The sequence below is a fragment of the Streptomyces sp. GbtcB7 genome, from assembly GCF_019091445.1.
In the GTDB taxonomy this organism is placed as follows: Bacteria; Actinomycetota; Actinomycetes; order Streptomycetales; family Streptomycetaceae; genus Streptomyces; species Streptomyces mirabilis.
In genome coordinates this window covers 1-25,894 of sequence record NZ_JAGXJM010000020.1, presented here as the reverse complement: position 1 = coordinate 25,894, position 25,894 = coordinate 1, and the positions used below count along the sequence as shown (strand labels likewise).

At 69.6% G+C, this 25,894-nt stretch carries 24 protein-coding genes and 1 pseudogene; 12 read left to right on the top strand and 13 right to left on the bottom strand.

What is annotated here, in order from left to right; genetic code table 11:
• Window positions 1-60 precede the first annotated feature (60 nt).
• Window positions 61-294 carry a hypothetical protein gene (locus tag KVT44_RS29670; RefSeq protein WP_067381525.1) on the top strand — a complete coding sequence of 78 codons (234 nt, stop codon included), beginning with the start codon at window positions 61-63 and terminating at the stop codon, window positions 292-294.
• Between the two features lie 24 nt (window positions 295-318).
• Here KVT44_RS29670 and KVT44_RS29665 read toward each other — a convergent pair whose 3' ends face one another.
• Window positions 319-2,226, bottom strand: a complete 1,908-nt coding sequence (locus KVT44_RS29665; protein WP_217569914.1) for a thioredoxin-like domain-containing protein — start codon at window positions 2,224-2,226, stop codon at window positions 319-321.
• Between the two features lie 30 nt (window positions 2,227-2,256).
• Complete coding sequence (locus tag KVT44_RS29660) at window positions 2,257-2,688, bottom strand: cupin domain-containing protein (protein WP_217569912.1); 432 nt, start codon at window positions 2,686-2,688, stop codon at window positions 2,257-2,259.
• Between the two features lie 52 nt (window positions 2,689-2,740).
• On the opposite strand from KVT44_RS29660, the gene KVT44_RS29655 reads away from it, so the two are divergent.
• Together KVT44_RS29655 and KVT44_RS29650 are read left to right on the top strand one after the other, a co-directional pair.
• Window positions 2,741-3,793: a GlxA family transcriptional regulator gene (locus KVT44_RS29655; protein ID WP_254650048.1), complete on the top strand. Its 1,053-nt coding sequence runs from the start codon at window positions 2,741-2,743 to the stop codon at window positions 3,791-3,793.
• A 100-nt stretch (window positions 3,794-3,893) separates the two neighbouring features.
• The gene (locus tag KVT44_RS29650; RefSeq protein ID WP_099925526.1) at window positions 3,894-4,388 is read left to right on the top strand and encodes an LURP-one-related/scramblase family protein; all 495 of its coding nucleotides are present in this window, start codon (window positions 3,894-3,896) and stop codon (window positions 4,386-4,388) included.
• A gap of 67 nt (window positions 4,389-4,455) precedes the next feature.
• Here the strand turns inward: KVT44_RS29650 and KVT44_RS29645 are convergent, their stop codons facing one another.
• Entirely contained in the window at window positions 4,456-5,250 is a 795-nt protein-coding gene (locus tag KVT44_RS29645) for a carbon-nitrogen family hydrolase (RefSeq protein ID WP_217569911.1), read from the bottom strand.
• A gap of 154 nt (window positions 5,251-5,404) precedes the next feature.
• Between KVT44_RS29645 and KVT44_RS29640 the strand changes: the two genes are divergently transcribed.
• The gene (locus KVT44_RS29640) at window positions 5,405-6,229 is read left to right on the top strand and encodes a maleylpyruvate isomerase family mycothiol-dependent enzyme (protein ID WP_190172673.1); all 825 of its coding nucleotides are present in this window, start codon (window positions 5,405-5,407) and stop codon (window positions 6,227-6,229) included.
• A 67-nt stretch (window positions 6,230-6,296) separates the two neighbouring features.
• Here KVT44_RS29640 and KVT44_RS29635 read toward each other — a convergent pair whose 3' ends face one another.
• Window positions 6,297-7,601 (bottom strand): nitrate/nitrite transporter, encoded by a 1,305-nt coding sequence (locus KVT44_RS29635; RefSeq protein ID WP_101399237.1) that lies wholly within the window; start codon window positions 7,599-7,601, stop codon window positions 6,297-6,299.
• Entirely contained in the window at window positions 7,598-8,272 is a 675-nt protein-coding gene (locus tag KVT44_RS29630) for a GntR family transcriptional regulator (protein ID WP_190172674.1), read from the bottom strand. The genes KVT44_RS29635 and KVT44_RS29630 overlap by 4 nt, the downstream gene beginning before the upstream one ends.
• Before the next feature lie 222 nt (window positions 8,273-8,494).
• On the opposite strand from KVT44_RS29630, the gene KVT44_RS29625 reads away from it, so the two are divergent.
• Window positions 8,495-9,391 (top strand): D-alanyl-D-alanine carboxypeptidase family protein, encoded by an 897-nt coding sequence (locus KVT44_RS29625; RefSeq protein ID WP_217569909.1) that lies wholly within the window; start codon window positions 8,495-8,497, stop codon window positions 9,389-9,391.
• A 102-nt stretch (window positions 9,392-9,493) separates the two neighbouring features.
• On the opposite strand, the gene KVT44_RS29620 is transcribed toward KVT44_RS29625, so the two are convergent.
• Genes KVT44_RS29620 through pdhA form a run of 3 tightly spaced genes read right to left on the bottom strand, consistent with a single transcriptional unit; the run spans window position 9,494 to window position 13,204 of the window.
• Entirely contained in the window at window positions 9,494-10,960 is a 1,467-nt protein-coding gene (locus tag KVT44_RS29620) for a dihydrolipoamide acetyltransferase family protein (protein ID WP_217569907.1), read from the bottom strand.
• Window positions 10,961-10,970: 10 nt separating this feature from the next.
• On the bottom strand, window positions 10,971-11,951 hold the full coding sequence (locus tag KVT44_RS29615) for an alpha-ketoacid dehydrogenase subunit beta (RefSeq protein WP_099921650.1): 981 nt from the start codon (window positions 11,949-11,951) through the stop codon (window positions 10,971-10,973).
• A gap of 2 nt (window positions 11,952-11,953) precedes the next feature.
• On the bottom strand, window positions 11,954-13,204 hold the full coding sequence (gene pdhA / locus KVT44_RS29610) for a pyruvate dehydrogenase (acetyl-transferring) E1 component subunit alpha (protein ID WP_217569905.1): 1,251 nt from the start codon (window positions 13,202-13,204) through the stop codon (window positions 11,954-11,956).
• 380 nt (window positions 13,205-13,584) lie between these two features.
• Between pdhA and KVT44_RS29605 the strand changes: the two genes are divergently transcribed.
• The 3 genes from KVT44_RS29605 to KVT44_RS29595 all read left to right on the top strand — a co-directional run bounded on the left by KVT44_RS29605 (window position 13,585) and on the right by KVT44_RS29595 (window position 16,032).
• Window positions 13,585-14,253 carry a response regulator transcription factor gene (locus tag KVT44_RS29605; protein WP_308314145.1) on the top strand — a complete coding sequence of 223 codons (669 nt, stop codon included), beginning with the start codon at window positions 13,585-13,587 and terminating at the stop codon, window positions 14,251-14,253.
• Window positions 14,254-14,405: 152 nt separating this feature from the next.
• A complete protein-coding gene (locus KVT44_RS29600) occupies window positions 14,406-14,828 on the top strand; it encodes a pyridoxamine 5'-phosphate oxidase family protein (RefSeq protein ID WP_217569901.1) in 423 nt (140 codons plus the stop codon).
• Between the two features lie 103 nt (window positions 14,829-14,931).
• Window positions 14,932-16,032 (top strand): phosphotransferase, encoded by a 1,101-nt coding sequence (locus KVT44_RS29595; protein ID WP_217570127.1) that lies wholly within the window; start codon window positions 14,932-14,934, stop codon window positions 16,030-16,032.
• A gap of 132 nt (window positions 16,033-16,164) precedes the next feature.
• Here the strand turns inward: KVT44_RS29595 and KVT44_RS29590 are convergent, their stop codons facing one another.
• Window positions 16,165-17,736 carry a protein kinase gene (locus KVT44_RS29590; RefSeq protein WP_217569899.1) on the bottom strand — a complete coding sequence of 524 codons (1,572 nt, stop codon included), beginning with the start codon at window positions 17,734-17,736 and terminating at the stop codon, window positions 16,165-16,167.
• A 435-nt stretch (window positions 17,737-18,171) separates the two neighbouring features.
• Between KVT44_RS29590 and KVT44_RS29585 the strand changes: the two genes are divergently transcribed.
• Window positions 18,172-19,812, top strand: a complete 1,641-nt coding sequence (locus tag KVT44_RS29585) for a protein kinase (protein WP_217569897.1) — start codon at window positions 18,172-18,174, stop codon at window positions 19,810-19,812.
• 118 nt (window positions 19,813-19,930) lie between these two features.
• Here KVT44_RS29585 and KVT44_RS29580 read toward each other — a convergent pair whose 3' ends face one another.
• Entirely contained in the window at window positions 19,931-20,473 is a 543-nt protein-coding gene (locus KVT44_RS29580; RefSeq protein ID WP_054234194.1) for a bacterial proteasome activator family protein, read from the bottom strand.
• Between the two features lie 156 nt (window positions 20,474-20,629).
• Between KVT44_RS29580 and KVT44_RS29575 the strand changes: the two genes are divergently transcribed.
• Entirely contained in the window at window positions 20,630-21,106 is a 477-nt protein-coding gene (locus tag KVT44_RS29575) for a hypothetical protein (RefSeq protein WP_217569895.1), read from the top strand.
• A gap of 50 nt (window positions 21,107-21,156) precedes the next feature.
• Here the strand turns inward: KVT44_RS29575 and KVT44_RS29570 are convergent, their stop codons facing one another.
• Together KVT44_RS29570 and KVT44_RS29565 are read right to left on the bottom strand one after the other, a co-directional pair.
• Window positions 21,157-22,146: an NAD(P)H-quinone oxidoreductase gene (locus KVT44_RS29570; protein ID WP_217569892.1), complete on the bottom strand. Its 990-nt coding sequence runs from the start codon at window positions 22,144-22,146 to the stop codon at window positions 21,157-21,159.
• A gap of 197 nt (window positions 22,147-22,343) precedes the next feature.
• Window positions 22,344-23,036 (bottom strand): annotated as a pseudogene (locus KVT44_RS29565) (TrkA family potassium uptake protein); the annotation flags it as partial.
• A gap of 180 nt (window positions 23,037-23,216) precedes the next feature.
• Between KVT44_RS29565 and KVT44_RS58420 the strand changes: the two are divergent.
• On the top strand, window positions 23,217-24,740 hold the full coding sequence (locus KVT44_RS58420; RefSeq protein WP_254650047.1) for a recombinase family protein: 1,524 nt from the start codon (window positions 23,217-23,219) through the stop codon (window positions 24,738-24,740).
• On the top strand, window positions 24,737-24,862 hold the full coding sequence (locus KVT44_RS60125) for a hypothetical protein (RefSeq protein WP_302832117.1): 126 nt from the start codon (window positions 24,737-24,739) through the stop codon (window positions 24,860-24,862). Before KVT44_RS58420 ends, KVT44_RS60125 begins: the two co-directional genes overlap by 4 nt.
• A 473-nt stretch (window positions 24,863-25,335) precedes the next feature.
• On the opposite strand, the gene KVT44_RS29550 is transcribed toward KVT44_RS60125, so the two are convergent.
• The coding region (locus KVT44_RS29550) for an Ig-like domain repeat protein (protein ID WP_217569890.1) at window positions 25,336-25,894 on the bottom strand (559 nt) is incomplete at its 5' end.

The window sequence follows — 25,894 nt, the reverse complement described above, 5'->3', positions numbered from 1 at the left end:
CCGCCGGGTACCCGGACCGGGCCTGAGAGAAGCCGAGTTGGTTACAAGGAGGCGACACCCATGAGTCTGGGCGGATGCATCATCCTGATCGCAGCGGGGGCGGTCCTCACATTCGCGACCGACTGGCACATGAAGGGGGTCAACCTCGACCTGGTCGGCATCATCTTCATGATCGTCGGGCTGATCGGCGTGGTGACGTTCAGCAGTATCGCCAGGAGGCGCCGGGTGGTCATGCCGCCCAGCACCCCGGTGATCGAGGAGGAGCGGCACCACCGGGGCGGCTACGGCGTGTAGCCAACGCTACGGAAGTGGGGACGGTCAGTCGTCCATGCCCGCCAGCACCAGCGGCAGCCGGTCCGTGCCACCCTCGGTGAGGCGGACCGGCACACCCCAGTCCTGCTGGTGGACATGGCAGGCCGGGTACTCTCCCCCAGTCTTCGACCGGGAGGTGCCCCCAGCCGGATCGTCGTCGCAGGACGCCGCCATCGCGGAGACATGCAGAACGCCGTCCGTGACGGCCGGGTTCAGCTCCAGGGCGCGGAAGAGATCGGTTCCCGCGCCCTCGCCCGCGAGCAGCAGCTCGGGCGGGGTCGAGGACACGAGCAGCCGGGTGGACGGCCCGATGGGGGTCCCCCCTGCTCGAGCGGAGTCGAGAGCTTGGGGGAGCGTGTCCAGCTTCTGGCCCGTCGGAGCCTGGAAGACGACGTCCAGCCGGAGCCCACCCGGAGCGACTTCGATCGCCGCGCGCTGGGTGCGGTGGGCCACCGACTCCACCCGCACGGCCTCCTCGGGAAGCCGCAGCCGGGTCAGCCGGTGTCGCGCCGACTCCACGACCACGATGTCGTCCCCGACGAGAACCGCGTCGCTGGGCTCCCTCAAGTCGGTCGCCAGCGTGGTCACCTCGCCCGTCGCGGGGTCGTAGCGGCGCAGTGCGTGGTTGTACGTGTCGCTGACCGCGACGGAGCCGTCGGGGAGGGCCGTGACACCCAACGGGTGCTGGAACAGGGCCTGTTCGGCGGCCCCGTCCCGGTGTCCGAAGTCGAACAGCCCGGTGCCGACGGCGGTGTGCACGGTCCCGTCGAGGTCCACCCAGCGCAGGGCGCTCGTCTCGGAGTCGGCGAGCCAGAGCCGGTCGGCGGTGGCGGCGAGCCCGGACGGCTGCGCGAACCAGGCCTCGGCCCCCGGCCCGTCCACGAGCCCCTCGTTCGTCGTACCGGCGGCGACCCTGACGGTGGCGGCCTCCGGGTCGTACGCCCACAACTGGTGCACCCCGGCCATGGCGATCCAGACCTTCCCACCGAAGAGCGCCACGTCCCACGGCGAGGACAGGTCCACCTCGCGCGCCGGCCCGGACGTCGGCGAGCCCTGCCACCACTGGCGCCCCGTCCCCGCGAGGGTGCTGACCTCGCCGGTCACGAGGTCCAGGCGGCGCAGCGCGTGGTTCACGGTGTCCGCGACGACGACCGAACCGTCGTCGAGCAGCGCCAGCCCCTGCGGCTCGCTGAACCCGGCCTTCTCGGCCGACCCGTCCACGAACCCCCGCACCCCGGAGCCGATCCGCCGTACGACGCTCTCCCCGTCGCCCTCCAGCTCGACGAGCTGGTGCCGGGTCGTGTCGCTGACCAGGAGGTTCCCGCTCGGCAGGGCGAGGGCCTTGCCGGGGAAGCGGAGCGCCGTGGGCTCGGGCTCGGGTGCCACGTACGGCCCGTCGCCGCGGCGCAGCGTCCCCTTGGCCGCGTGCTCGGCCTCCAGCTCCTCCACCAGGCGGGCGATCGCGTGCGCGTGCCCCTCACCGGCGTGCTGCGCGACCACGTACCCCTCGGGGTCGATCACGACGAGCGTCGGCCAGGCACGCACGGCGTACTGCTTCCAGGTCGCGAGCTCGGGATCGTCGAGCACCGGGTGCTCGACCCCGTACCGCTCCACCGCGTCCACGACCGCCTGGTGCTCGGCCTCGTGCGCGAACTTCGGCGAGTGCACCCCGATGATCACCACCGTGTCCCGGTGCTTCTCCTCCAGCTCCCGCAGCTCGTCCAGGACATGCAGACAGTTGATGCAGCAGAAGGTCCAAAAATCGAGGATGACGATGCGTCCTCGCAGGTCGGCGAGGGTGTACTGCTGCTCTCCCGTGTTCAGCCAGCCGCCCTTGCCGATCAGCTCGGGGGCGCGGACACGGGCGCGACGGGGGGTGGGTGCCGAGGCGGCGGTCGGGGCGGAGTCGTTCATGGAAACAAGGGTGCCACCCGCCACCGACAGTCAGGTCAGGGCATGCCCCGTGGTGGCGTCCACGTGGTCCGGGATCTCGTCGTGGCGGTCGCCGACGGTGAGGGTTCCGGTGGGCTCGAAGAGCAGGATCGCGGCGCCGGTCGGGGCGGCCGGCCTGTGTTCGGTGCCGCGGGGGACGGTGAAGACGGAGCCCTGGGGGAGGACGACGGTCCGTTCGCCCGCCGTCTCCCGGAGCGCGATGGTCAGCTCGCCCTCCAGGACCAGGAAGAACTCGTCCGTGTGGTCGTGCACGTGCCACACGTGCTCGCCCTCGACCTTGGCGATGCGCACGTCGTAGTCGTTGACGGCGGTGACGATACGGGGGCTCCAGAGGTCGGAGAAGGAGGCGAGGGCGGTGGAGAGGGTGATGGGCTCACCGCCGCTGTTCGAAGAGGTCGTGTGGGTGCTGCTCGAAGAAGCCATGGGGTCATCCTCGGCGGTGGTGCGGCAAGGGCACGAGTGCTAGAAATCGCATATGGCGCAAGAATCCTCTCACCGTGTCGTGCTGATCGTCGACGAGAACTCGAACCCGTTCGAGATGAGCTGTGCCATCGAGGTCTTCGGGCTGCCCCGGCCCGAACTGGGGCGGGAGTTGTACGACTTCCGGCTCTGCGCCGCCGGGCCGCGTACGCGGATGCGGGACGGCTTCTTCACGCTGACCGGAGTCGCCGGGCTGGAGGCGGCCGAGGAGGCGGACACGCTGATCGTGCCGAACCGGCCGGACACCGAGGCCCCGCGCTCACCCCGCGTGCTGGACGTCGTACGCCGGGCGCACGCACGCGGCGCACGGCTACTCGGCTTCTGCTCGGGCGCGTTCACCATCGCGGAGGCTGGACTGCTGGACGGGCGGCGGGCGGCCTGCCACTGGATGTGGGCGGACTCCTTCCGGGCGCGTTTCCCGGCGGTGCGCCTGGAGCCGGACGTCCTCTTCGTGGACGACGGCGACATCCTCACGGCGTCCGGCAGCGCCTCGGCCCTCGACCTGGGGCTGCACGTCGTACGCCGGGACCACGGCGCCGAGATCGCCAACGCGGTCAGCCGACGGCTCGTGTTCGCGGCGCACCGGGACGGAGGTCAGCGGCAGTTCGTGGAGCGGCCGGTGCCCGACGTGCCGGACGAGTCGCTCGGTCCACTGCTTGCGTGGGCGCAGGAACGGCTGGGCGAACCGCTGACGGTGGCGGACCTCGCGGCCCGCGCGGCCGTCTCCCCCGCCACCCTCCACCGCCGTTTCCGAACCCAATTGGGCACCACGCCACTGGCCTGGCTCACCGGGGAACGCGTCGCCGTCGCCTGCCGGTTGATCGAGCGGGGAGAGGAACGGCTGGACGTCGTGGCCAAGCGGAGCGGCCTGGGCACGGCGGCCAATCTACGGGCACGGCTGCGGCGGGAGACGGGGCTGAGCCCGTCGGCGTACCGGAGGCGGTTCGGGCCGGCCCCTGGAGAAGCGGTGGCACCCGGCCCCTTCGTGAGGGAGGCGCCGAGCGCGGGTTTTCCGGCCTCAGGAGGACGGAGAGGGATCGGGCTGTGAAGTGGCCCGGGATCCGACCTGCTTGCCCCAGGCCTCCGACACCGCCTTCGGAGGGGTTGAACTCGTGATGATCTTGCGGTTCCCGGGAACCGGTAACGGTATGAGATTCCTCGTACGCGACCGGCTCCTCGGCTTCGGTGACGACTACTGGATCGAGGACGACCACGGCAACAAGGTGTTCCTCGTCGACGGCAAGGCGATGCGCCTGCGGGACACCTTCGAGCTGAAGGACACCCGCGGGCGTGTCCTCATCGACATCCACCAGAAGATGTTCGCCCTGCGGGACACGATGGTGATCGGGCGGGACGGGGAACCGCTGGCGACGATCAGACGCAAGCGGCTGTCCCTGCTCCGCAACCACTACCGGGTGTCCCTGGTGGACGGTACGGAACTCGACGTCAGCGGCAAGATCCTCGACCGCGAGTTCGCCGTCGAGTACGAGGGTGAGCTGCTGGCGGTGATCTCGCGCCGCCGGCTGCACGTACGGGAGACGTACGGCGTCGACGTCGTCCGCGAGGACGCGGACCCCGCGCTGCTGATCGCGGTGGCGGTGTGCGTGATCCACCTGGCGGAGAAGGAGCGGGACGAGGACTGACTCGACGGACCGAGGCGAGGAAAGGCCAGAGGAGTGGAGCGGCCAGAAGGCCGGAAAGAGGACTGAATCAGCGGCGCGGTGCCGTCAGTCCCAGCATCCGGTCCTTCAGCGCCGGGAACTGCTCCCGCGTGGTCGCGACCTTCCCGGGGTCGAAGTCCACCGTGAGCACCTGCTCCCCGGCCCCGGCCTCCGCCAGGACCTCCCCCCACGGATCGACCACGATCGAGTGACCGGCCTGGGGAACGCCCGCGTGCGTGCCGGCCGTTCCACAGGCAAGAACGAACGCCTGGTTCTCGACCGCGCGGGCCTGGGCGAGCAGCGTCCAGTGGGAGCGGCGCCGCTCGGGCCAGCCGGCCGAGAGGACGAGGGTCTCGGCGCCGGCGTCGACGAGCCCGCGGAAGAGCTCGGGGAAGCGGAGGTCGTAGCAGGTGGCGATGCCGAGGGTGGTCTCCGGCAGACGGACCGTCACCAGTTCGGCGCCCGCGCCCATCAGTACGGCCTCGCCCTTGTCGAAGCCGAAGCGGTGGATCTTGCGGTAGGCGGCGGCCAGGTCGCCGGAGGGGGTGAAGACGAGGGAGGTGTTGTAGAGCGTGCCGTCGGCGTCCCGCTCGGGGATCGACCCGGCGTGCAGCCAGGTGCCCGTGTCGCTCGCCGCCTTCGCCATGACCTCGAACGTCGGCCCTTCGAGGGACTCCGCCTCCGTACCGAACGCCTCGTAGGCGAACGCGCCGGTGGTCCACAACTCCGGGAGCACGACCAGATCGACTCCGGCTTGTTCTCGTACCAGAGCCGCCACACGCCGCCGACGCGAATCGACCGATTCGCCGTCGTTTACGTCGATCTGGAGGAGAGAGGCGCGCACACTACCACCGTCCTGGCATTCGAGCCGTCCATACAGGCCTACGATCGTCACACGAAAGCACTGCCGGGGTGCCTCACAGCAGCGTAACTTAGCGTCCCAAGACACCCGCTACCTGTGCACTGCCCGCGTCCAACCGCCCGAGGGGTCCCGTTCCGTGAGTCTGCATCCCAGCCTTCAGTCCTACGCCGACGCCTGGACCCACTCCGTCGATGCGATATCCGAGTTGGTGTCGCCGCTGGTGGAAGGTGAGTGGAACCGGCGCACGCCCTGCCCCGGCTGGTCGGTGCGGGATCTCGTCTCGCATGTCATCGGGCTCGACTGCGAGATGCTGGGCGACCCGCGGCCGATCCACACGCTCCCCCGCGACCTGTTCCACGTGACGAACGAGCACCAGCGGTACATGGAGATGCAGGTCGACGTGCGCCGCCACCACACGGCGCCGGAGATGACCTCCGAGCTGGAGTACACGATCATCCGCCGCAACCGTCAGCTGCGGAACGAGTCGCGGCAGCCGGACGCCAAGGTGCGCGGGCCGCTCGGGACCGAGATCACTCTCGAACAGGCGATGCGCAGGCGTGCCTTCGACGTGTGGGTGCACGAACAGGACCTCCGAACCGCGCTCGGCGTCCCCGGCAACCTCGACTCTCCCGGCGCACACATCGTCCGCGACAAGCTCCTCGGGGCCCTGCCGAAGGTCGTCGCCAAGGACGCGGGGGCGCCCGCGAACTCGGCGGTCGTCTTCGACATCCACGGGCCGATGGAGTTCCTGCGGACGGTGCGGGTCGACGCGGACGGGCGCGGCTCGATAGACGGCGCCCCCTCTCTCGGCCCGGCCGCCACCCTCACCCTCGACTGGGAGACGTACTTCCGTCTCGCCTGCGGCCGCGTCACGGCCGACGCCGTCTCCGACCGCATCAAGACGGAGGGCGACCCGGAACTGACCACAGCCATCCTGAGGAACTTCACGGTCACGCCGTAGCGCGAAGTTCTTGGACCGCGGGTGGGCGGGGACTGGTCAGGCAGTTCCCCGCGCTCCCGAAGGGGCGCTACGCGGGGACGTGTACCGTCTCCACGCGGCTGGCCACCAGCCGCTCACGCTCCCTGCGCGCCGCCTGCTTCCGCAAGCGGAAGATCTGGCTCAGCCCCAGCGCCTGAAGAACGAACACGGCGGAGAAGGCGACGCGATAGTTGTCCCCGGTCGCGTCCAGCAGCACGCCGATCGCGAACAACGTCGTCATGGAGGCGACGAAACCACCCATGTTGGTGATCCCGGACGCGGTGCCCTGCCGCTCCGGCGGATTCGCGGGCCGCGCGAAGTCGAACCCGATCATGGAAGCCGGCCCACACGCCCCGAGCACCGCGCACAGCACGACCAGCAGCCACATGGGATCCCGGTCACCGGGATACGCGAGCGCGCTCGCCCAGACCACGGCCGTCGCCGTCACCGTCCCGAGCGCCAGCGGAAGCCGCGCGGCGTGATGCCGGGCGACGATCTGCCCGTAGACAAGACCCACGAACATGTTGGACAGCACCACGAGCGTGAGCAGTTCACCGGCCGTCGCCCGCGACAGCCCCTGCGCCTGGACCAGGAACGGCATGCCCCACAGGAGCAGGAAGACCATCGCCGGGAACTGTGTCGTGAAGTGCACCCACATCCCCAGTCGCGTACCGGGCTCCCGCCACGACGCCGCGATCTGCCGCCGCACGTACGCGGCCCCCTGGTGCGGGAACGGTTCCGGCTCGTGCCCCTCGGGGTGGTCCTTCAGGAAGAGAAGGAGGAGTACGAGGACGACGACTCCGGCGAACGCGCTGCCCGCGAACGCCGTCGTCCACCCCACCCCGTGCAGCAGCCGCGCGATGACGAGGGTGGAGACCAGGTTGCCCGCCATGCCCACAAGACCGGCGAGCTGCGCGACCAACGGGCCCCGCCGCGCCGGGAACCACCGTGTGCCCAGCCGCAGCACGCTGATGAACGTCATGGCGTCCCCGCAGCCCAGCAGTGCGCGCGAGGCCAGGGCCATCCCGTACGTGGAGGAGAACGCGAAGCCCAACTGGCCCGCGGTGAAGAGCAGTACGCCGATGGTCAGCACCTTCTTGGTGCCGAGTCCGTCGACCAGCAGTCCCACGGGTATCTGCATGCCCGCGTAGACGAGGAGTTGCAGGATCGAGAAGGTGGAGAGGGCGGAGGCGTTCACATGGAAGCGGTCCGCGGCGTCGAGCCCGGCCACTCCCAGCGATGTACGGAAGATGACGGCGACGAAGTAGACGGAGACGCCGATGCCCCAGACGCCGATCGCGCGGCGGCCGCCGGGCGGGTCTCCGGGGAGCGAGACGGCCGAGTGGGAGCTCATCGGACCTCTCCCCGCGCCAGGTTCGAGAACCAGCTGACGTGACCGTGGACGATGTCGACCGCCGCCTCCGCGTCGCCGGACCGTAGTGCTTCGAGGATCGCCTCGTGCTCGGTGAGCGTCTTGGTGATCCGGTCGGGGTGCGCGTGCATGACGGCGACGCCCATCCGCAACTGCCGGTCGCGCAACTGGTCGTAGAGCCGGGAGAGGATCTCGTTGCCGCCGCTGCGGACGATCTCGGCGTGGAAGCAGCGGTCGGTGACGGCGGCGCCGGCCAGGTCTCCCGCGGCGGCCTGCTCCTTCTGCTGCGCGAGAAGTTCCTCCAGGCGCGCGATGAGATGCGGCGACGCGGGTACGGCCTTGCGGACCGAGTGTTCCTCCACGAGTTGCCGTGTCTCGACCACGTCCGCGATCTCCTGCGCGGAGACGGGCAGGACGAGCGCGCCCTTCTTCGGGTAGAGCTTGATCAGGCCCTCGACCTCGAGCCGGAGCAACGCCTCGCGCACCGGCGTGCGCGAGACCCCCACGGCCTCGGCGAGCTCGCCCTCGGTGAGCAGCGTCCCACCCTCGTAACGACGTTCCAGGACGCCCCGCTTGATGTGGGCGTAGACGCGGTCGGCGGCGGGGGGTTGCTTGGTGGCGGGCGGAGCGGACACGGACGGCGCGGCAGGCATGCGCACATCATAGATACAACACGTACGCATGGTCGTGCGTCGTCCAGGATGCGGACCGGTAGCCTTTCACGCGGTCAACACCCGCCCCTCGGCGTAACCCACGTCACACAATTCCACCCCATCTTCCGTGCATCCCTTTGGGTCCCTCACGAGTCCGTACGTAAGACGGCACTCCCATGTGCCGTTCTCCCAGGGGCATTTCGCGCATTCGGAGCGTTCATTTTGATTACCGGCATTAAGGGCACGCGTTTCCGCCGAGCCGCCGCTGTCACCGTTACCACCGGCGCCGTGCTGGCCGCCGGAGCTTTCGGGGCCGCCCCCGCAGGGGCTGTCACGACACCCACGATCGCCGCCGCCGGCGGCTACGTGATGAACAACGGCACGGCCAAGACCTTGTACACCAAGGCTGCGGACACCCAGCGTTCCACCGGTTCCACCACCAAGATCATGACCGCCAAGGTCGTGCTCGCGCAGCCGAACCTCAACCTCGACGCCAAGGTCACGATCCAGAAGGCGTACAGCGACTACATCGTCGCCAACACCGCGTCCTCCGCCCACCTGATCGTCGGTGACAAGGTCACCGTCCGTCAGCTCCTCTACGGTCTGATGCTGCCGTCCGGCTGTGACGCCGCCTACGCGCTCGCCGACAAGTTCGGCTCGGGCTCCACCCGTGCCGCCCGTGTGAAGTCGTTCATCGGCAAGATGAACACCACGGCGAGGAGCCTCGGCATGACGCGGACGAAGTTCGACTCGTTCGACGGCATCGGCAACGGCAGCAACTACTCGACGCCGCGCGACCTGACGAAGCTCGCCAGCAGCGCGATGAAGAGCACCACGTTCAAGACGGTCGTGAAGACCAAGTCGTACACGGCGAAGACCGTCACGAAGACCGGCAGCATCCGCACCATGGCGGCGTGGACCAACACGAACACGCTGCTCAGCAGCTACAGCGGCGCCATCGGCGTGAAGACCGGCTCCGGCCCCGAGGCCAAGTACTGCCTCGTCTTCGCCGCCACCCGCAACGGCAAGACGATCATCGGCACGGTCCTCGCGTCGACCTCGATCACCCAGCGCGCCACGGACGCCACCAAGCTCCTGAACTACGGCTTCGCCAGGTAGTTCCCGGACAGAGTGGTTCTCGGACACCACAGCCGAAGGGGGCCCGTCGCCGAAAGCGACGGGCCCCCTTCGTCGTGCCGCGCGCCGTTTGCGCGCCGGCGCTCACGCCCAGGTGATCAGGCGCTTCGGCTGTTCCAGGATCGCCGCCACGTCGGCCAGGACCTTGGAGCCCAGTTCGCCGTCGACCAGGCGGTGGTCGAAGCTCAGCGCGAGCGTCGTCACCTGGCGGGGCTTGACCTTGCCCTTGTGGACCCAGGGCTGGAGCTTGATCGCGCCGATCGCGAGGATCGCCGACTCGCCGGGGTTGAGGATCGGCGTGCCGGTGTCGACGCCGAAGACGCCGACGTTCGTGATCGTGACCGTGCCGCCCTGCATCGCGGCGGGTGAGGTCTTGCCCTCGCGGGCCGTGGCCACCAGCTCGCCCAGGGACCCGGCGAGTTGGGGGAGCGTCTTGGTGTGGGCGTCCTTGATGTTCGGGACGATCAGACCACGCGGGGTGGCGGCGGCGATGCCCAGGTTCACGTAGTGCTTGAGCACGATCTCCTGGGCCGCCTCGTCCCAGGACGCGTTGACATCCGGGTTGCGCTTGATGGCGACCAGCAGGGCCTTGGCGATGAGCAGGAGCGGGTTGACCCGCAGGCCCTGCATCTCCTTGTCCTGCTTGAGCTCCTCGACGAGCTTCATCGTGCGCGTCACGTCGACCGTCACGAACTCCGTGACGTGCGGCGCGGTGAACGCCGAGCCGATCATCGCGGCGGCCGTGGCCTTGCGGACCCCCTTGATCGGGATACGGGTCTCACGCGCCGAGTCGTACGTGACGACCGGAGCGGGAGCCTGGGCCTGAGCGGGAACCGGGGGCGCCGTCACCGCCGCCACCGCCATCGGCTCGGGGACCGGAGCCGGTGCGACCGCCGCGTGCACGTCCTCGCGCGTGATGATGCCGTCCGGGCCCGAAGGCGTGACCGTGGCCAGGTCGACGCCGAGGTCCTTGGCGAGCTTGCGCACCGGGGGCTTGGCGAGAGGGCGCTGCCCGACCGGCGCGGACCCGTGGCCGTGGCCGTTGAGCTCGCCCTGGATCGCGGTCGCCGCCAAGAAAGTCTCGGGCTGCTGGGCCGGGACCTCGGCACCCTTGCGGGGGCGGCGCTTCGTGGAGGCCTCGGCCACCCCGTACCCGACGAGGACCGGCGTGCGGCCCTCGGGCTTGGGTTCCTCGGCGACCGGTGCCTGGGGGGTGGGGGCGGCGGGCGCCTCGGCCACAGGGGTTTCCACGGCGCCGGGGGTCTGTCCGGTGGGTGCCGATCCACCGGCCACGTCGACCGCGATGATCACCTGGCCCACGTCCACCGTCGTCCCCTCGGGGAAGTGGAGTTCGCGCACCACGCCGTCGTACGGGATGGGCAGTTCCACGGCGGCCTTGGCGGTCTCGACCTCGCAGACGACCTGGCCGTCGGTGACCGTGTCACCGGGCTGGACGTACCACTTGAGGATCTCCGCCTCGGTGAGCCCCTCGCCCACGTCGGGCATCTTGAACTCGCGGAGCCCCGACGCGTTCTCAGTCATCGTCGTCACGACCCTCTCCTCAGTACGCCAGTGAGCGGTCGACGGCGTCGAGCACCCGGTCCAGGCCCGGAAGGTACTCCTCCTCCAGGCGCGCCGGCGGATAGGGGGCGTGATAGCCGCCCACCCGCAGGACGGGTGCCTCCAGGTGGTAGAAGCACCGCTCCGTGATGCGGGCGGCGATCTCCGCGCCCGTACCGAGGAAGACCGGGGCCTCGTGCACCACGACCAGGCGGCGGGTCTTCTCCACCGAGGCCTGGACGGAGTCGAAGTCGATCGGGGACATCGAGCGCAGGTCCAGGACCTCGATCGACTTGCCCTCCTCCTGGGCGGCCGCGGCCGCCTCCAGGCAGACCTTCACCATCGGGCCGTAGGCGGCGAGCGTCAGATCGCTGCCCGCGCGCGCCACGACCGCCTTGTGCAGCGGTCCGGGAATCGCGTCGGTGGTGACCTCGCCCTTGTCCCAGTAGCGCCGCTTCGGCTCGAAGAAGATCACCGGGTCGTCGCTCTGGATGGCCTGCTGCATCATCCAGTAGGCGTCCGACGCGTTCGACGGAGAGACCACCTTCAGGCCCGCCACGTGCGCGAACAGCGCCTCGGGGGACTCGGAGTGGTGCTCGACCGCGCCGATGCCACCGCCGTACGGAATCCGGATCACGACGGGAAGCTTGATCTTGCCGAGCGCCCGCGCGTGCATCTTCGCGAGCTGCGTGACGATCTGGTCGTACGCCGGGAAGACGAAACCGTCGAACTGGATCTCCACCACCGGCCGGTAGCCGCGCAGCGCGAGACCGATCGCCGTGCCGACGATGCCCGACTCCGCGAGCGGGGTGTCGATGACCCGGTCCTCGCCGAAGTCCTTCTGGAGCCCGTCGGTGACCCGGAAGACACCGCCGAGCTTGCCGACGTCCTCACCCATGATCAGGACCTTGGGGTCGGCGTCGAGGGCCGTGCGCAGCGACTCGTTGATCGCCTTGGCCAACGCCATCTTTTCCGCAGCCATCGCTACTTGCCCTCCCCTTCATCCGCGAACGACGCCTGGTAGGCGGCGAACTGGGCCCGCTCCTCGTCGACGAGCGCGTGCCCGTCGGCGTACACGTTCTCGAAGATGGCGAAGTGGTCCGGGTCCGGCATGGCGCGGACGACTTCGCGTACTCGTTTGCCCAACGCCTCGCTCTCGGCCTCAAGTTCCGCGAAGAATCCCTCGTCCGCGTGGTTTGAAGCCTCCAGGTACGCGCGCAGGCGCAGGATCGGGTCCTTCGCCTCCCACGACTCGCGCTCCTCGTCGGCCCGGTACTTGGTCGGGTCGTCGGAGGTGGTGTGCGCGCCCATGCGGTAGGTGTACGCCTCCACGAGGGTGGGGCCCTCGCCGCTGCGGGCCCGCTCCAGCGCCCACTTGGTGACCGCCAGGCAGGCGAGGACGTCGTTGCCGTCGACCCGGACGCCCGGGAAGCCGTAGCCCTGCGCGCGCTGGTAGAGCGGGACGCGGGTCTGCTTCTCGGTCGGCTCGGAGATCGCCCACTGGTTGTTCTGGCAGAAGAACACGACCGGGGCGTTGTAGACCGCGGAGAAGGTGAACGATTCAGCGACGTCACCCTGGCTGGAGGCGCCGTCCCCGAAGTACGCGATCACGGCCGAGTCCGCGCCGTCCTTGGCGATGCCCATGGCGTAGCCGGTGGCGTGCAGCGTCTGCGAGCCGATGACGATCGTGTACAGGTGGAAGTTGTTGCTGTTCGGGTCCCAGCCGCCGTTGTTCACACCCCGGAACATGCCGAGCAGGTTGGTCGGGTCGACCCCGCGGCACCAGGCGACGCCGTGCTCACGGTAGGTCGGGAAGACGTAGTCGTCCTCGCGGGTGGCCCGCCCGGAGCCGATCTGGGCGGCCTCCTGGCCGAGCAGCGAGGCCCACAGGCCCAGCTCGCCCTGGCGCTGCAGGGAGGTGGCCTCGGCGTCGAAGCGGCGGGTCAGCACCATGTCCCGGTACAGACCGCGCAGCTCTTCGGGGGTGATGTCGGCGACGTACGGGTCGTACGTGGCGTCCTTGACCCGCTCGCCCTCCGGCGTCAGCAGCTGGATGAGCTCGGGACCGGGGCCCGATGCGCCAGGTGCGCCGGGTACGCCCGGTGACTTCTTGCCGGCCGCGCTGGTGCGCTTGCTCGCGGCGCTCTTCGTACCGGTCGTACTGGCGCCGCTTTTCGCAGCGGTCGTACCGGCGCTGCGTCGCGGCTTGCGCGCGGCAGTGCTCTCCACGGTCACGTGTGCTCCTCCGTCGGTCCGGCCCCCGGGGTTGCCGGGTGGCCAGTGCGGCTCGCCTGTTCCAAGTACCCGTGCACGGGGTGGGTGCACTCGGCCGGGAACAGGCGTGACAGGTGCCCCGGCGAGCGCCCTGCAACGGCCACGTTACCCAGTGCTCCACAATTCTGTGAAACCCCTCCTGACCTGCGTTTTTGCTTGGACTTCCCACTATTTATTAGTCGGATTTCCAAGTAATGCACGCAGGTCGGGAACAGTCGCTGGTCACAGCACTGGTCACAGCCTCGCAGGGGGCCGGAACACGGGCACGTTATCCCGGTCACCCCAGGCACGGGAAGAGTTCACCCCGGGCAGGGCCAAGGGTGGTGTGTGACACTGACTTTGTGCCCGAAAGCGGAAAAATTACCGTATTTCTCCTCGACGATCACGAAGTGGTACGCCGTGGTGTCCATGAGTTGCTTTCGGGCGAGGACGACATCGAGGTCGTCGGCGAGGCCGGCACGGCGGCCGACGCGCTGGCGCGGATCCCGGCCGCTGCCCCGGACGTCGCGGTCCTGGACGTACGGCTCCCGGACGGCAGCGGGGTGGAGGTCTGCCGTGAGATCCGGTCGCGGAACGAGAGCATCAAGTGCCTGATGCTGACCTCCTTCGCCGACGACGAGGCGCTTTTCGACGCGATCATGGCGGGCGCGTCGGGCTATGTGCTGAAAGCGATCCGCGGCGCCGAACTGCTCTCGGCCGTACGCGATGTCGCGGCCGGCAAGTCGCTGCTCGACCCCGTGGCCACCGCCCAGGTCCTGGAGCGGCTGCGGCACGGCGGCGGCGGTGCCAGGAACGGCGACAAGCTCGGGCACCTCACCGAGCAGGAGCGCAAGGTCCTCGACCTGATCGGCGAGGGGCTCACCAACCGCGTGATCGGCGAGCGGCTGCATCTCGCCGAAAAGACGATCAAGAATTACGTGTCGAGCCTGCTGTCCAAACTGGGCATGGAGCGGCGCTCACAGGCCGCCGCCTATGTGGCGCGCATCCAGGCGGAGAAGCAGCACCACTGAGTGCGGCGCCACTGAGCGCGGCGCCAAAGGACACGGGTCACTGAGTGCGGCGCCGCCGATGCTGACCTCCTTGCATTTCGGGACCTTTGGCCCCCTCTTCAAGGGGCGGGCGCCTCTTTTTCGGGGCCTTCAGGGTGTCGGAAATTGGGGGCATGCCCATCGACGAAGAGCTCGCCGTGGAACTCCTCGGCCGTACCGACCACGGCCGGTTGGCCGCCAGCCTGCGCGCCATGCCCTTCCTCGCCCTCGCCCGCCACGTCGTGGTGGACGGCCGCGTCCTGGTGCGCCTGCACCGGGGCTGCGGCTACCACCGAACCTGCCTCGGGAGCGTCGTCGCCTACGGCACCGACAACCTGGCTTCGGCAGGGCCCGGCGAGAGCGTGTGGTCCGTACAGATCGTGGGCCGGTGCGAGGCCGTGGAGCCGACCGCGTCCCATCGCGGGCTGTTCGGACCCGCGCCGCGGTTCATGGACGGCGAGCCCTTCGACCCGGTCCATCTGAGCATCGCGCCCCAGTTCTCCACCGTCCATTCCGCGGACGATGCCATGGAACGCCAGTTCCGGCGCACCCTGTGACTGCCCCGTGATCGAAGACGACTGTCTGTGACAAACGCGAGGTCAGAGGCCCGGATCGTGCCCTAGCATCTGGCGCGTGCCGCGCTTATCCGCACCACCCCCGGTGTCTCACGCGCCCCCTCTTGGCGCCCTCCTCCGCCAGTACGCCGCCGGGTCCGCGCTGACCTGCGACCCCGTCGAACAGGGGCTGCTCAACCGCGGCTACCGGCTGCGCACCACCCGCGGCCGCTACTTCCTCAAGCACCATTTCGACCCCGAGACCGCCGACCCGGCCGCGATCGCCCGCCAGCACCGGGCGACCCAGCGTCTCGCGGACCTCGGCGTCCCCGTCGCCCCGCCGCTGACCGGCACCGACGGGCGCACCGTCGCCGTCATCGGGGGCCACGCGTACGCGCTGCACCCCTGGATCGACGGCCGGCACCGGCACGGCGGCCAGCTCACCACGCAGCAGTGCGCACGGCTGGGGGCGCTCCTGGGCGTCGTCCACGCGAGCCTGGAGCGGGTGATGCCGACGCAGGGCCGCACCCCGGCGAGACCGACCGACGTCACCGGGGCGACGGAAGGCTCGGCGAGGACGGGAGGCTCGGCGAGGGCCTGCGCGGGAGGCTCAGCGGCGGCGGAAGGGGTGGATCCGGCCCGGGGAGCCGACCCCGCCGACACCTTCGCACTCATCGACCGCCTGCTCGCCCGGGTACGCCGTCACCGCCCGTACGACGCCTTCGACGAGCTGGCCCGGCACCGGCTCCTGGAGCGGCGCGCCCTCCTGGAGCGGCATGCCGACCGACGGCCCCCGCAGGGCGGCTCGGTGGGCTGGGTGCACGGCGACTTCCACCCCTTCAATCTGCTCTACCGCGACGGCGAACCGGCCGCGATCGTGGACTGGGACCGGCTGGGCGTCCATCCCCGCGCCGAGGAGGCCGTACGCGCCGCGGTGATCTTCTTCGTACGTCCCGTCGGCGCGCTGGACCTGGCGAAGGTGCGGGCCTACGCGCGCGCCTACCGGCGTACCGCGGGCGCCGGCCCCGCCGAGCTGGCGGCCGCCGTGCACCGGGTGTGGTGGGAGCGCCTCAACGACTTCTGGATGCTGCGCTGGCACTACGAGCGCGGCGACACCCGCGCCGATCCGCAGTTCCCGGCGGCCTCGGCGCTGGCGGTGTGGTGGACGAGGGAGTACGACACGGTGTGCGAGGCGTTCGCGGGCTGATCGCCGACACCGGCCGGGGAAGACGCCGCGGCTGGGGCGCGAACACCGCGACCGGGGGGAGGAAACACCACGCGCGCGTGGCGCCCGTTTCGGGCTTCACGCGCGCGTGGAGAACGTTTCCGTCGGTGTACTTCAGGGGCCCTGCGAGCTGCCCTGGCTGTCGCCGCCGGCGTCGCCGCCGTCCGTCGGATTGACCGGCGTCGGCGGATCCTGGCTCTCGGTCGCCGGGTCCGAAGGCGTCGTGTCCGTCGGCGTCGTGTCCGTGGCCGTGTTCGACGGCTGGTTCGAGGGCTGGCTGCTGTAGCTCGGGGACGGCGTGTACGAAGGCGTGTAGTTCGAACCGCCGCCCGAGCTGGTGCCGTCGTCGGTGGAGTCGTCCGTCGTGGTGTCCGTGGGGCTGTCGCTGGGACTCGCGCTGGGCTGGTTGTCCTTGGCGGACGGCGTGCTGGTCGGCGAGTGGGTCGTACCGCTCCCGCCGCCACCGGTGCCACCGGTCTTGTGGAGCGCGAGCGCGACGCCCGCCGCGATCGCGATCACCGCGAGGACCGCGAGGATCCACAGCTTGCCGCGGCCGCTGCCGTGGTTGCCATGCCCCTCGAAGCCGCCGTCGTCCCCGCCGTTGCCGTACGGCGGGATGATCGGCGCCGGGATCTGCGTGGTGCCGGACTCACCGGGGTGCGGCAGCGCGGTCGTACCCGCGAAGCCGGACGCCGGGGTGTGGAACCCCTCGTGCATGGCGACCGGGCCGGTGTTCCAGGTACCGGTGTGCCCGCCCTGGTCGTACAGCATCTGCAGCCCGTACTGGACAAGGCCGCGCATCTCCTCGGCGGTCTGGAACCGGTCGTCCGGCTCCTTCGCGAGGGAGCGCATGACGAGCCCGTCGAGCTCCGGCGGCGCGCCCTGCGCGACCTCGGAGGGGGGCACCGGGATGTCCTGGACGTGCTGGTAGACCACCGACAGCGGCGTCTCGCCGGTGAACGGGGGCCGCAGCGCGAGCAGTTCGTACAGCAGACAGCCGGTCGCGTACAGGTCGGAGCGGTGGTCGACGGCCTTGCCGAGGGCCTGCTCCGGGGAGAGGTACTGCGGTGTGCCCATGACCATGCCGGTCTGGGTCATCGTCGACTGCGCGCCGTGCAGGGCGCGCGCGATGCCGAAGTCCATCACCTTCACCGCACCGGTGTTCGTGATGATCACGTTCGCCGGCTTGATGTCGCGGTGCACGATGCCGTGCTGGTGCGAGTAGGCGAGCGCCTCCAGGACACCCGACACGATGATCAGCGCCTGCTCGGGCCCGGGGGCCTCGGCGTTGATCAGCAGGTCGCGGATCGTGCGGCCCTCGACGAGCTCCATCACGATGTACGGCACGGTCGCGTGGCCGACGACGTCCTCGCCCGAGTCGTACACGGCGACGACGGCGTGGTGGTTGAGTCCGGCCACCGACTGCGCCTCACGCGTGAAGCGGGCCTTGGACACCGGGTCCTCGGCCAGATCGGAGCGGAGCAGCTTGACCGCGACGGTGCGCCCGAGGCGCACGTCCTCGGCCGCAAACACCTCGGCCATGCCGCCCCGGCCTAGTCTGTGGGTCAGCCGGTATCGGCCGTCCCCGACAAGTCCGCCATTACCCCACATCTCCGGCGCATCTGACATACCGCCGCCAGTCGCCTCGGGGTCGGACGGGCCCTGGGCGCGCTGCTGCTGTGCCATCAGTCCTCGCCGTCGTTTCTGCCCGCGGTCTGCGCGGTGGTTGTTACGGTCTCCGTCGGGCCACGCTACAGGCTTCGCGCAAGGCTCCGGCCCGAGATGGAAGTGAGATGGACCGGCCATGAAACCCGTCCAGGGTGTCGGCGTGCAAATTCTGTGTACCGCCCGTACGGCACCTGTAACGCTTCCGCGACGCTTCTTTCGCAGACGGTCACGGAACGGGCACCGCGCTTGACGTGTCAGTGCCCTACGGCAGACTTGGCCGGGAATCAGCCAATCGATCACTGAGACACAGATCGATCACAGCACGGACTCGGACGGACTCGGTACGGATCACAGCGCAGTTCACCGCGCGGATCACCGCACGACCGCGCGGAGCGCGTGCAGGACAGCTCGCAGCACAAGCAGAACAATCCGCGCCAATGGGGGACGCAGAACATGAGCCAGGACGGCGCACAGGGCCGGTACGCGGGACGCGCGGTCGCCGGCGGCCGCTACCAGCTGCGTGATCTGCTCGGCGAAGGCGGCATGGCCTCGGTGCACCTCGCCTACGACTCGGTGCTCGACCGCCAGGTCGCGATCAAGACACTGCACACCGAGCTCGGCCGCGAGCAGGCCTTCCGCGAGCGCTTCCGCCGCGAGGCCCAGGCGGTGGCGAAGCTCACGCACACGAACATCGTCTCGGTCTTCGACACCGGCGAGGACGAACTGGGCGGCATGACGACGCCGTACATCGTCATGGAGTACGTCGAGGGCCGCCCGCTCGGCTCCGTGCTCGACCAGGACATCGCGCAGTACGGCGCCATGCCCGCCGACAAGGCCCTGAAGATCACCGCGGACGTGCTGGCGGCCCTGGAGATCAGCCACGAGATGGGCCTGGTCCACCGGGACATCAAGCCGGGCAACGTGATGATGACGAAGCGCAACGTCGTCAAGGTGATGGACTTCGGCATCGCCCGCGCCATGCAGTCCGGCGTCACCTCGATGACGCAGACCGGCATGGTCGTCGGCACCCCGCAGTACCTCTCCCCGGAGCAGGCGCTCGGCCGGGGCGTGGACGCCCGGTCCGACCTCTACTCCGTCGGCATCATGCTGTTCCAACTGGTCACCGGGCGGCTGCCGTTCGAGGCCGACTCGCCGCTGGCCATCGCGTACGCGCATGTCCAGGAGGAGCCGGTCACGCCCTCCTCGATCAACCGCTCGCTGCCCCCGGCGGTGGACGCGCTGATCGCCCGCGCGCTGAAGAAGAACCCGAACGAGCGTTTCCCGAGCGCCGAGACCATGCGCGACGAGTGTCTGCGGGTGTCCCAGTCGCTGCAGGCCGCCGCGCCGAGCATCGTGCCGGGGGCCAGGACGTCGAGCGGCGCGGGCGTCGGCTCGGCCGTCTTCCCGCCCGTCGACCAGGCGATGCCCGCCCCGGGTCCCGTACAGACGCCGTACCAGCCCAATCCCTACGGGGCACCGACCCCGCCGCCCGCGCCGTCCCAGGCGTACGGGTATCCGCAGCAGGGGGGCTACCCGACGCCGGGGGCCCCGATGTACGCGCCCCAGCAGGGTATGTCGACCCCGCCGCCGTACCACCTCACGCCCCAGCCCCAGACCTCCGTCCCGGGCGGCTCGGGCGGTTCCGGTGGCCGCAAGGGCAACAAGGCGGTCGTCGTCGGCTCGATCGTGGTCGCGCTCGTCGCGATCGGCGGTCTGATCACCGCCCTCGCGCTGAACAACAACGGCGGCGGCGACAACCAGGGAGGCGACGGCAGCAGCCCCTCGCCGTCCGTGGTGGCGGGGCACAAGGGTCCGGACACGTCGAAGACGATCGACAAGGAGAAGTGCACGTCTCCGCAGGAGTCGTACAACGACCCGAACAAGATCAAGATCCCGGACTTCCAGTACAAGAACCTGACGTCCGTGAAGTCCTGCTTCCAGGCCGCGGGCTGGCAGATGAAGATCAAGCGCGTCGACGAGAACACCTACGGCCAGGACACGATCATGGATCAGTTCCCGTCCGCGGACGAGGACGTCGATCCCAAGAACATGCCGGTGATCGAGCTGAGCGTCTCTTCGGGCAACCCGTCCTGAACCGCCACTCATAAGCACCCGTAACACTCACGAGCACCCATAGCGCGCGTAAGCGCCTATAGGACAGGCCCGGCACTTCACGTGCCGGGCCCGTTTCGTGAGAAGGGGTCGCCCGGGGCTACAGGTACGGTCCGCCGGAGCGGCCACCCGCGCGCGGGTCCTCGTCGCCGTCCAGGCCGCCGACGCCCGGCGGGAGCGCGCGGCGCATCTGCTCCAGCTGGGCCCTGGCGGCCATCTGCTGGGCGAACAGGGTCGTCTGGATCCCGTGGAAGAGGCCCTCGAGCCAGCCCACCAGCTGGGCCTGCGCGATGCGCAGCTCGGCGTCGCTGGGGGTCGCGTCGTGCGTGAAGGGCAGCGAGAGCCGCTCCAGCTCCTCGACCAGCTCGGGCGCCAGGCCGTCCTCCAGCTCCTTCACGGAACTGGCGTGGATCTCCTTGAGCCGGACCCGGCTCGCCTCGTCCAGAGGTGCGGCGCGCACTTCTTCGAGGAGTTGCTTGATCATGCTCCCGATACGCATGACCTTGGCGGGCTGTTCGACCATCTCTGTCACCGGGACCTCGCGGGAGTCCTCGTCACCGGTGCCGCCGAGAGCCATCCCGTCCTGGCCCACGACCAGGATCTGGGGGTTCTCCGGCGACCTTTCGTTCCTCGGCATCTCCATGCCGCCATTCTCTCGCACACCTCCACCCCATCACGGTGGTGCCCCCCATGCAGCGTGATCCACCGTCCAGGTGACCGTCGAGATGCCGGGAAGAAGGGGTCATGTGAGGCTTGCCCCATTGATCATGGGACTCCTCACCGGGAGGGGGTCACTCACGTGACTCCACGGCTCACCGCGCTCCGTGTGACCGGAGTGCTGCTCGTCCTGACGACCGGCGCGGTATCCCCTGCGCACGCCGTCTCGCGCGCCGTCCCGCACGCGGTGTCGTACGCCGCCGATCCCGCTCCGAGCGCCCGCGCCTCCCGCGCGGGGAGCATCGCGGGCGAGGGCCGTACGCGTCCGGGGCGCGAGGAGCCCCCGGCTCGGGACGAGGACGAGGACGGGGGCGGGAGCCGCGAGGACACCGTGCCGACGTACACGGACCGCGACCCCGCCGGGGAGAACGCCGCGTCGGACCGCCCGGAGGCGACCGAGCCGTCGCGGCCCGCGGCCGTGCCCGTCCAGCACAACGAGGTCGGCCCGGCGACCGCCCCCGAACCGGTCCTCAAGATCCTGCCCCTCGGCGGCGGGCTGATCCTCATCGGCCTCGGCCTGGGCCTGGCCTTCCTCGCCCTGCGCCTGCGACGCGGCTGAGCGGATCGCCCGAGGACCTGGTTCTTTCCTGGTCCTGTCCTGGTCCTTTCCTACTCCTTGCCGGGGACCACGAGGAGGACCTTGCCGATGTGACCGCTCTCCTCCAGGACCTGGTGCGCCGTCGCCGCCTCGCTCATCGACAGCTCGCGGTCGACGACCGGCCGCACGTGGCCGGAGGCGATCAGCGGCCACACGTGCTCGCGCACGGCCGAGACGATCGCCGCCTTCTCGCCGAGCGGGCGGGCGCGCAGCGAGGTGGCGCTGATCGCGGCACGCTTCATGAGGAGCGCGCCGATGTTCAGCTCACCCTTGGCGCCGCCCTGCAGACCGATGATCGCGATCCGTCCGTTGACCGCGAGGGCCCGCACGTTCCGGTCGAGGTACTTGGCGCCCATGTTGTCGAGGATGACGTCGGCGCCCGAGCCGCCGGTGGCCCGCTCGATCTCCTCGACGAAGTCCTGCTCGCGGTAGTTGATGAGGATGTCCGCGCCGAGCTCGGCGCAGAAGTCGAGCTTCTCCTTGGTACCGGCCGTGACGGCGACCTTCGCGCCGACGGCCTTCGCCAGCTGGATCGCCATGGTGCCGATGCCGCTGGAGCCGCCGTGCACGAGCAGGGTCTCGCCCGGCCGCAGGTGGGAGACCATGAAGACGTTGGACCAGACGGTGCAGGTCACCTCGGGCAGCGCGGCCGCTCGCCTGAGGTCCAGGCCCTCGGGAACGGGCAGCAGCTGTCCGGCCGGGACGGCGACCTTCTCGCCGTATCCGCCGCCCGCGAGCAGCGCGCAGACCTCGTCGCCGACAGCCCATCCGGAGACTCCGGGGCCGATCTCGACGATCCGGCCCGAGCATTCGAGTCCGGGGTACGAGGAGGCGCCGGGCGGCGGGTTGTAGAAGCCCTGCCGTTGCATCAGATCGGCGCGGTTGACGGCGCTGGCCACTACTTCGACGAGAACTTCCCCGTCACCGGGAACGGGATCCGGCACATCCGTCCAGGTGAGCACTTCGGGGCCGCCGGGCTGGGTGATCGTCACTGCCTTCATGAAGCTGACGCTACCCCTGTCACACGGTGAGAAGCCCGCGGGCACCGTACGCGGCGCGCTGCCGGCGCTCGGCCCGGCGGACGGCGACGAGGGTGGTCGCGTGGTCCCGGCACGCTGGGTGGGTGTCTGCGGGAGTCCGGGGATTCAGTCCTGGGGATTCCCTGGGGATTCAGTCCCGAGGATTCAGTCCCGAGGATTCAGTCCTGGGGCAGCGGTCGGCTGTGTGGTGCCACCCGGGTGCCGGGCGTGACCCGCACGATGGTGATGAGCCGGTCGGTCAACTGGAGCTTCCCGATGGCCGGATCGTCGTAGCCGAGCACGCGATGCCCCCGTACGACGCTGACCACCAGGTCGTCGGTCTCGCGTACGCCCTTGCCCACCTCGGCCTTCACGACCGGCCGTTCCACGATGTCGAGTCCGCTGCCCTGCTGGATGAGGTCCTCCATGACCATGCCGGCGCTGGGGCTGAGCACGGAGAGCCCGAGGAGCCGTCCGGCCGCGCTGGCACTGGTGATGACGACGTCGGCACCGGACTGCTTGAGCAGCGGCGCGTTCTCCTCCTCACGCACCGCGGCGACGATCTTCGCCTGCCGGTTGAGCTGACGTGTGGTCAGCGTGACCAGCACGGCCGTGTCGTCGCGCTGGGTCGCGATGATGATCTGCCGCGCCTTGTGGACCTCGGCCCGCATCAGCACATCGCTGCGGGTCGCGTCCCCTATGACCCCGGCGTACCCCTCGGCCGTCGCCGCCTCGACCGCCTTGGCACTGGGGTCGACGACCACGACCTGCTCCTTCTTCAGCCCGGTCGCGCAGACGGTCTGCACCGCCGACCGCCCCTTGGTCCCGAACCCGACAACGACGGTGTGGTCGCGCAAAGCCGCCCTCCAGCGTTTTCTTGAAAGTACCTTTAGAACATGGACAACGACCTTGTGCAGCGGGCCCGTTGGGGCGACCTAGCGGGACAGAACTGAGCCGGTCTGGTCCGACTGTCCTTCGAGGTCGACGAGGGTCCCGCTACCGCTGGTGACGACGCTACTGGCAGCACGGACGCCAAGCCCGCGTTCCGGCCGATGACCGGACGGGACATCAGGAGCCGAGACGAGCAGGAGAAGGACAACCGCTCGTTCGTCGAGTCGCGCGGCGGGCGGTACGTCTACACGTACGAGGAGCCGGGCACGAGCGCGTGGAAGCGCAAGCGTGTGCGCCTGCCCAACGGGGAGATCGGCTACCGCGTCATCCGGCCCGTGTTCGAGGGCGCGTTGGAAGACCTCAAACGAGGGACCGCGCCGAACGGCGAACGTCTGGACGGCCTGATCGTCTACGACATCGACCGCCTCACCCGCGACAACCGGCACCTTGAGGACGCGATCGAGGTCGTTGAGAACTTCGGGCGACCGATCATCGACATCACGGGCACTCTCGACCTGCTGACAGACAACGGCCGCACCGTCGCGCGCATCGTGACCGCGACCAACAACAAGCAGTCGGCCGACACGGCACGACGGGTTGCACGCAAGCACCGGGCGCTGCAACAAGCCGGGATTCCCACAGGCGGAACCAGGCCGTTCGGCTGGAAGGAAGACAAGCGCGCGCTCGACCCGTACGAGGCCCAGTGGCTACGTCAGATGGTCGACTGGCTGCTCGCGGGAAAGCCGATCTCTGCTGTCATCAGGAAACTGAAAGATGCCGGAGTGACCACGTCGACGGGCCGCGACTGGTCGCACGCTGGGCTCAAGGCTGTGATGCGCAATCCCCGCTTGTGCGGGTATCGACCGCGCCAGGTAATCGACGTCGATCCCGTGACAGGGACGGCGAACACGCGAGTCGAGATCGTCTTGGACGACCGGGGCAAACCCGTGATCGGGCAGTGGGAGCCCGTGATCTCCGTCGAGGAGTGGGAGGCCGTCACGGAACTACTCGGTTCGAATCCCGCGCCGGGCCAAGGTCGCAATGCCCGCAAGTCCCTGTTGCGCGGCACTCTTCGGTGCGACCGCGAAGATTGCGGCGCACTGCTGCAGTCTCCAAAGCAGAGAAGCGCCTCAACAAGCCGGAGGGGTACTTCTACTACACGTGCCCAAGCAGCGGCAGCGCCTACGGAGGGTGTCGGCGACGGTCCCAGGGGTGTGGCGGTGACCCCGGACGGCACCCGCGTCTACGTCACGAACGCCATCTCGAACGATGTGTCCGTGATCGACACGGCCACCAATGCCGTTATCGGGACCCCCGTCGCCGTCGGCAACGCCTCCTTCGGTGTGGCGATCGGAACCGTCACTACGAGGGAGCGGACCCCGACCAAGCTGACCCTGAAGGCGCAGAAGAAGGAGTCGAAGGGCACCCTGGGCAACGATGGCCTCACCCTGAAGGCCAAGCTGACAGCCGAGGGCCAGCCCCTGGCAGGCAAGACCATCGACTTCACCACCGACTCCACCGCGCTGTGCACCGACACGACCGACAGCAAGGGCGAGGCCGCGTGCAAAGACTGCTGGACCCGAGCGCCGTCCATGACGACGTGCGCGACATGGTGCGGCCTGCTCTGGCCTCGGCGGGCCTGCCGGAGTGAGACCGCAGTAATTCGTTCGCCCCATGGCGCATGATTCAGAAGATCAAGCCCGGCACCCCGGCCCTCGACTCCGGGCAGTACCGCCCCGTTGGGGGCGGCAGCGAGGTGGCCTCTGTTCAGGGCAAGCCTCTGCCGCCGACCCCCAAGCCGGGGTAGGGATGGAAGCTGGTTGACAAGACCAAACACGAGCCCAAGGGCAAGTAAGTAGCGAGGGGGCAGCCCCGACGGTCTGCCCCCTCGTCGTTTCAGTCCGCCAGGGGTAGGTACACCCGGTTCCCGCTCGCCGCGAACTCCTTCGATTTCTGGAGCATCCCCTCCGCGATCTCTTCGGGAGACGCGCCGTCAGCCGCCGCACTACCGAACCGCTCTGTGATGCTTTGGTTAATCTTCATCGACGAGCAGATCAAGGAACACACGCGGCGAATCGACGATCACGACGGCCGCCTCGACGCCCTCGCACGGGCCCGATGGCCGCTCCCCATCCGTGGCCGCCCTGGTCGGAGTGATCGGCCTCGCACTTGTCCCTCTGGACCTTCGCAACACAGTAGAGACCGCACCCCGCACCGGCCTACGGGGGGCGGGAGGGGGCTCCTTCGGCGTCAAGCGCGTCCTGGACCGGTCCGGTTGTCTCAGCCGGGCAAGCCTGCCGAGGTCATGGTGTCCTGCATGAGGTCGTGGATGTCGTCATGGAGGTCGCTCGGGTCGGGCACTTCTGACCAGGGGTCGTCCTTGCGGTCCTTGCTCTTGCAGACGGTGGAGGTGGAGGGCTCGTAGGTGTCGTCACCGGCGAAGGTGGCGGTGTAGCAGATCTCTTTGGGCTGCTCGCCGGGCACCTTGCAGGTGGCCTTGCCCTTGCTGTCGGTCGTGTCGGTGCACAGCGCGGTGGAGTCGGTGGTGAACTCGATCTCCTTGCCTGCCAGGGGTTGGCCTTCTGCGGTCAGCTTGGCTTTGAGGGTGACGCCGTCCTTGCCGCCGGCACCCAGGGAGTCCTTCCACTTCCACTTCTTCTGCACCTTGAGGGTCAGGGTGGTCGGGGTGCGCTCCGCGGCAAGGGTCCCGATCGCCACGCCCACGGGGACGTCTCCGACGGGGACGGGGCTCCCGATAACGGTGTTGGTGACGGTGTCGATCACGAACACGCTGTCCGAAGCGGCGCTGGCGACGTAGGCGCGGGTGCCGTCCGGGGTG